Origin of the sequence: Flavobacterium sp., assembly GCF_035456225.1 — a bacterium.
Lineage (GTDB): Bacteria > Bacteroidota > Bacteroidia > Flavobacteriales > Flavobacteriaceae > Flavobacterium.
The window spans coordinates 1-6,345 of record NZ_DATIDM010000133.1 but is presented as its reverse complement, the minus strand read 5'-3'; the positions used below and the strand labels follow the sequence as shown (position 1 = coordinate 6,345).

Here is a 6,345-nt window from a genome sequence, read left to right as displayed (position 1 = left end):
ATGAGAGAATTAATACCGGACATTGGATTTTCTTTAAATCATCGGGCGGAATAACCCGCTGAAATTCGACTAGGCGATAAAGTTGCCGAATTAAAAACCAGTTGTCCGAAGTATCATTTTCTGCCAGCATTTGTTCAGCGTGTTTTCGTGCGGCGGTTATGCCTTCTATATCATACAATTCATCTGTGCCGGGAGTTATATTTATCTCAAAAGCCGCTATTTTTTCCGCTTTATCGGGATAGTTGACTGCAAGCAGAAGACCGATAATAGCCCCGTCACCTCTTCCAACAATGTAAGTCGAATCAAGTTTTAAGTGATTAAGCAGATCGTTCAGGTCTTTTGTCATCTGGATATAGGTCAGCGAATCTTTTCCCAATTCGCTTTTACCCCTTCCCCTGCAGTCCATTACGATGACCCTGTTGTTTTTGGAGAAATAGTCAATTTGTGGGGACATGGCACTGATATTCCCGCCGTTTCCATGAAGTACAATAACCGGCTTTCCTTTCCCGTAGTCTTCATAATACAGTTTTACGCCATTCAGTTCAATAAAATGGCCTGCTTTTTTATTGTTTCCATATTTTGATCTTGAACCTGACTGCGCCCAACTGTTACCTGCAAGGAATAAAAACAAGACCAAAAACAGCTTCGTAATTGGTACACTATGTTTCATGATATCCGATTTTAGTTAGTAATCAAATGCTACCTAAAGTTATTAAAAAATATCGTTGGAATTAGCAATTTCAGCTTTCAACTTATTAAGAATCAATAATTTACATTAAAAAATTTAGAAACTCACATCGGGAATTACCACACGAAAGGATTCGTGCGGTAGCGGGGGAAGAAAATGTAAGCACTTACCTTTACCAATAAATCCTACAACCCCACTTACATAAAACCCTTGTTAGCTGTTCTCTTTTTCTTTAAAATGGGAATTCAGAATCTAAATCGTTTTCATATTCATCAAGTTTTTCTTGGTATAATTTTTTATCAAAAAATAATTGTTGGAATATTTTTTTGAATTTGATTTCACATTCAAAATCATCTCTTGAAGCTTTAATTTTGAAACCATAGACTGAATCGTCAAGCAAAAGTAAATCATCTTTATTGCTTGACTCTTCATTGTTGAAAAAAAAGCCTAAATCAAATACATCTTCAAAAAACAAACCTAAATCTACGTGCTTAATCAGCCATTCTTTTTGAGTTGTTAAAATGTTATTATATTTATCAGAATATTAATATTCTTCAACTGCTTTTTTACATAAATCGTAACACTTTTTAACTTATTCTAAATCAGAAACATATGACATAAAGTTGTTTTTCTTTATCTCAATAATTGAGGTTGGTAGTATAATATCTTTCATAAATCAAGTTAGTTATTATATTTAAACCCCGATAGCGCGGATTTGCAACCCTGTATTCTTTTGACAATATTCCAAAGATTTTATTAGATTTTGCTTTTGATTTAAACGCGTAAAGACGTCAATCCATCCTACTGCAGATATAGTTATAAAGTAAGCTTCTTCCGTTGTTGCGGCTTTGTATTTTGTTGACATGGCGTATAATTTATATTACAAAACTATACTTTTTACACTAAAAATTATAGGTCAGAAATGTTTTCTGTACTACCCCTTTCAACTTAATTATTCTAGGATGACTTATTCTCTTTGTGGTCACGGATTACAAATCCGCGCTATCGTCGTTGCTACACGAAAGGATTTGTGCGGTATCGGGTTTAATATTCAGAAATTAAATGAATCTTGTGAATTGAATATTCTATTTTGTTAGCTTTTTTTATTTTACCTTCAAATGGAAGATAATATTCTTTATAATAACCACTATCTGGATATGGATTTTGAATTTGTTTTTCTATAAATTCTAAATCAAGGTCAAAATCTGTATCACAACCTATACAAATTTCTTCTGTTGGTTCAATTTTATAATCTTTGTATGTAACTTTTCCAAGGTACGTTTTCTTAATCCTAACATTGTAGACTTTATTTTCAGAAAAGTTTTTAATACTCAATGCTTTGGTTTTAGATAAGAATTCAATATTGTCTTTATTTGAAATTTTCATTTGTTCTGCCAAATCATAGTATAACTCACGTTCTTTATCAATATTTGGTGAAGCAATAATTACATCCCCATCAGTAGAATTTGTTTCTCGACCAACTAAATTATTAGAATATTCATCATAGATAAAACAAGTTGCTAATCTTCTACATTCTTTGTTATCTTTATTTGTAACGATTTTAATATCATTGTTACAAGAGCATATTGAAAGTCCAATTATAGTTAAAGCTAATAATTTTATCATAAGAAATGTTTTTATTGCGTTGTTAAAAATTTTCTGCTAACTCAAAAATATGTCCAACAAAACCATTAAAATAATATAATAAATTTGTCGTTTTGAGATTGTTTATTTTGTCATTTGGGCAGACAAAATTAATCTTAAAAATACTGAAAATCAAATAGATAATAATTATTTTAACTTTTTCAAAAATACTTCTGAATAAAATAAATAGATGTCTAAAAGATAGCATGGTGACATAACCACACTATCGGGATGCAAATCGTCAACAAAAAGCGAAGTGATGTATACAAAAAGTAAGAGCGTGTTTTCAAAACCGTTGAAAAGGTTCTATTTTTGTAAGCAATAACCAAAACAATTATGGCAGGAGGATTTTTTGCGGTTCTGGATGATATCGCCGCTTTGATGGACGACATCGCAGTAACGAGTAAAATAGCAACACAAAAAACAGCGGGCATCCTTGGCGATGACCTGGCGGTAAATGCCGAGAAGGCCACCGGGTTTTTATCATCACGCGAATTGCCGGTGCTTTGGGCGATTACCAAAGGCTCGTTCATCAATAAGCTTATTATCATTCCGCTTGCTTTAGTATTAAATTACTTTTTTCCAATCGCGATAAAATGGGCTTTGGTTTTAGGTGGTTTGTATCTGGCTTATGAAGGTGTGGAGAAAATCATTGAGTATTTTTTCCATCGCTCAAAAACGGGACATGAAGTGATTGAAGAGGCTAAAGAAGAAGATGCCGAGGCTGAAGAAAAAGCTAAAGTAAAATCAGCAGTAACTACCGACTTTATCCTTTCTGTAGAGATTGTTATCATTGCTTTGGGCACTGTGTTAGACAAGCCTTTGACTACACAAATTTTAACCGTGTTTGTTGTGGGGTTTCTCGCTACAGTAGGCGTGTACGGAATCGTAGCGCTTATCGTGCGTATGGACGATGCTGGATTCAGCTTAATCAAGCGTTCTAACGACAAAGGTTTTTTGGCCATTTTAGGTAATTTACTGGTGAAGGCATTGCCGCTTGTTATAAAAGCACTTGCTGTAATTGGTACCCTGGCTCTTATTTTGGTGGCCGGAGGTATTTTTGTTCATAATATCGATGCACTCCACCATTTGTTCCCGCAACTGCCGGCTATCGCAAAAGATGCGGCTATCGGCCTAATTGCAGGTATTGCTGCTGTGGTGGTTATGACAATCGGTAAAAAAATTATATCACTTGTAAAACCTAATTAAGGTTCGTAAATTTCAATATGAAAATGCTCCGAAAGGGGCATTTTTTTTTACTTCCGATAGCACATTCTACGAAAAAAATTAAACCGTTGCCCACGCAACGTAACGCAGACTTGTTATTGGTTTTGAATACCAGAACATTTCAAAATCGTCGAGTTTTTGACTATCAAAACATATCCGGTGGAGGCGGAGGCACTTGTCTGTCGTTGATAATTTTTCTGATTGCTTTCAGGTCTTTTTCGCTTAAATCACCTTTGTTCATCATTTCGACCAAATCCTCTGTTCTGAAAACCGAATAATACTCAATCAGATATCGCACCTCATCATCAATAGTATTCAAATCTTCAATATCCATCATTTCTTTATCCAAATACCGCTTTAAATGATGCCTTCTGCTGTATATCACTACAAGCACCACTATCACCAATATTAGCAAAAAAATCATCATAACCAACTTATTATCAACATATAAACTTAAGATAAAAAATTGGTTTTAGCAATATTTTCTTTCAGATAAAATTAAAGGGCTAACCAGCTAACCTGACGCAGGCTGTTAATAGGTTTCGAATACCAGAACATTTCAAAATCTTCCTGACCGAAAGCTTCAAAATCAGATTTCACTTCGCTAAAGGTCATTTTTTTGTCGTTGGTAACCGATATTTTTTCGATCAATGACTGTAACCACTCGCCTTTTTCTTTTTCGACAGTAATTTCAAGAACATCCCTTTTGTCGTGGAATGTCATTTTCATCATTTCCCAGGAATTGCCTTTTTTGCTTTTCGTAAAGGCGCTTACCAAAGGTTTTGCTCCTATCCAGACCATTTTAGCGTTCGGTTTGATATTGAAGTTGGTTTCCTTTTCCAGGCAATCCGCAATGAAATCCGGTTTTATGGTTGTTCTCGGAATCTTGAAATCAAACCAATCCTGCAGCGGATAATCGAAACAGATACCGTGCATGTAATTGAACAGTGATTTTTTCAGTCCGAAACTGAACTTATCATGATCGATTCCGGTTTTGTCCTGAAACTGTACATCGTTGTTGGCAAAAGTAATATCATTAATTTCGGGAACTACTCCAAATTCCTCCGGGAACATTCCCACCGGACTATGAGCCGTCATGGCGAACTGATGCCAGAATCCCGACTGCAACACCCCTATCTCAAACAGCTGACGCACCATTTCGAGACTGTCAACCGTTTCCTGAACCGTTTGTGTTGGGTAGCCGTACATTAAATAGGAATGCACCATGATTCCTGCTTCGGTGAAATTTCGGGTCACCTGAGCCACCTGCTCTACCGTTACGCCTTTTTTGATAAGGGCTAATAATCGGTCGGACGCAACTTCCAAACCACCTGAAACCGCTATACATCCGGATGCTTTTAGTAGTACGCATAAATCGGCTGTAAAGCTTTTTTCGAAACGGATGTTTGTCCACCAGGTTACGGTCAGGTTTCTGCGCAGAATCTCCAAGGCCACTTCTCGCATTAAGGCCGGTGGCGCCGCTTCATCTACGAAATGGAATCCGTTGTGTTTGGTTTGTTCGATGAGTTCCTCCATTCGGTCCACCAGCGTTTTGGCGGCGATGGGTTCGTATATTTTAATGTAATCGAGTGAAATATCGCAGAAGGTACATTTTCCCCAGTAGCAGCCGTGCGCCATCGTGAGTTTGTTCCATCGTCCGTCGCTCCAAAGACTGTGCATCGGATTGGCGATTTCAATCACGGAAATATATTTATCCAGAAGTAAATCGCTGTAATCGGGCGTGCCTACATCCGACTGTTTGTAATCATGACGAAGCGTATTGCTTTTATACACCACCTGATTATCCTCCAAAACAAAAGTCCTTTTAAATTCGGCTTGACCGGAATTACAAATTGTATTGTATAAAAGTTCGACAGGAAGTTCACCGTCGTCTAATGTAATAAAATCGAAGAATTCAAAAACTCGGGTATCTTTCAGTTCGCGTAATTCGGTATTTGGAAAACCGCCTCCCATGGCCACTTTAACCTCCGGAAAATTCTCTTTGATGTGTTTGGCACAACGAAAACTGCTGTAGAGATTTCCAGGAAAAGGGACTGAAAAACAAATCAGTTTTGGCTGAACCTGTCTGATTCTTTCGGAAATAATCTTTAATGTGAGGTTGTCGATGTACGTTGGCTCGGTTTGCAGATAATCGTATAACTCATCAAACGAATTGGCACTTCTCCCTAAACGCTCGGCATAACGGCTGAATCCGAAATTCTCATCGACGCATTCCACTATGAAATCGGATAAATCTTCGAGATACAACGTCGCCAGATGTTTCGCTTTATCCTGCATTCCCATCGTTCCGAAGGCCCAATCCATATCATCCAACTGACTGAAACGAGAAGCTTCGGGTAAAAAGCCATCTAAACAGATTTGTCGGGCCAAGGTTGGATTTTGTCCCTGCAGAAAAGCGATGACCGAATCGATTGTTTTGATGTACTCGTGCTGCAGACTGAAAATACGCTGCGAATTATCAGAGAAATCATTTTGATTGACTTCGGAATAGCTGAAAATGCCTTGCAGCCCCTCTTTTGAAAACAATTCCAGAATCACTTCGATACCCAAATCCATCTGAAACGAAGGAATATTTTTGGTATTGAGAAAGCCTTTTAAATAAGCCGTGGCCGGATACGGGGTATTCAGCTGGGTAAAAGGCGGCGTGATAAGAAGAATGTTATTCAATGGATTATTTTTTGCAAAGGTAAAGTTTTACATCATAACATAACAACCGGAAATTTATTTAGGCCGATGTATCAATTTGTAACTCATTAAAAAACAAC

Annotated in this window: 7 protein-coding genes; 1 reads left to right on the top strand and 6 read right to left on the bottom strand. The window is 37.0% G+C overall.

Annotation, left to right across the window (positions count from 1 at the left end; all coding sequences use genetic code 11):
- From VLB74_RS08085 to VLB74_RS08070, 4 genes are all read right to left on the bottom strand, one after another.
- On the bottom strand, window positions 1–670 hold a 670-nt coding region (locus tag VLB74_RS08085), incomplete at its 3' end, for an alpha/beta fold hydrolase (protein ID WP_325202948.1).
- A 250-nt stretch (window positions 671–920) separates the two neighbouring features.
- A complete protein-coding gene (locus VLB74_RS08080) occupies window positions 921–1,163 on the bottom strand; it encodes a hypothetical protein (protein ID WP_325202947.1) in 243 nt (80 codons plus the stop codon).
- A gap of 219 nt (window positions 1,164–1,382) precedes the next feature.
- A complete protein-coding gene (locus VLB74_RS08075; protein WP_325202946.1) occupies window positions 1,383–1,553 on the bottom strand; it encodes a hypothetical protein in 171 nt (56 codons plus the stop codon).
- A gap of 179 nt (window positions 1,554–1,732) precedes the next feature.
- Window positions 1,733–2,314, bottom strand: coding sequence for a hypothetical protein (locus tag VLB74_RS08070; protein ID WP_325202945.1), 582 nt, complete (start codon window positions 2,312–2,314; stop codon window positions 1,733–1,735).
- Between the two features lie 354 nt (window positions 2,315–2,668).
- Between VLB74_RS08070 and VLB74_RS08065 the strand changes: the two genes are divergently transcribed.
- Complete coding sequence (locus VLB74_RS08065) at window positions 2,669–3,541, top strand: DUF808 family protein (protein WP_325202944.1); 873 nt, start codon at window positions 2,669–2,671, stop codon at window positions 3,539–3,541.
- A 163-nt stretch (window positions 3,542–3,704) separates the two neighbouring features.
- Here VLB74_RS08065 and VLB74_RS08060 read toward each other — a convergent pair whose 3' ends face one another.
- A complete protein-coding gene (locus VLB74_RS08060) occupies window positions 3,705–3,986 on the bottom strand; it encodes a hypothetical protein (protein ID WP_325202943.1) in 282 nt (93 codons plus the stop codon).
- 71 nt (window positions 3,987–4,057) lie between these two features.
- On the bottom strand, window positions 4,058–6,247 hold the full coding sequence (locus tag VLB74_RS08055; RefSeq protein WP_325202942.1) for a B12-binding domain-containing radical SAM protein: 2,190 nt from the start codon (window positions 6,245–6,247) through the stop codon (window positions 4,058–4,060).
- Window positions 6,248–6,345: the final 98 nt, after the last annotated feature.

What these genes read in the sequence shown, in the direction of transcription:
- VLB74_RS08075 (WP_325202946.1), bottom strand. Translation starts at nt 1,553, where the DNA reads ATGTCAACAAAATACAAAGCCGCAACAACGGAAGAAGCTTACTTTATA.
- VLB74_RS08070 (WP_325202945.1), bottom strand. Translation starts at nt 2,314, where the DNA reads ATGATAAAATTATTAGCTTTAACTATAATTGGACTTTCAATATGCTCT.
- VLB74_RS08065 (WP_325202944.1), top strand. Translation starts at nt 2,669, where the DNA reads ATGGCAGGAGGATTTTTTGCGGTTCTGGATGATATCGCCGCTTTGATG.
- VLB74_RS08060 (WP_325202943.1), bottom strand. Translation starts at nt 3,986, where the DNA reads ATGATGATTTTTTTGCTAATATTGGTGATAGTGGTGCTTGTAGTGATA.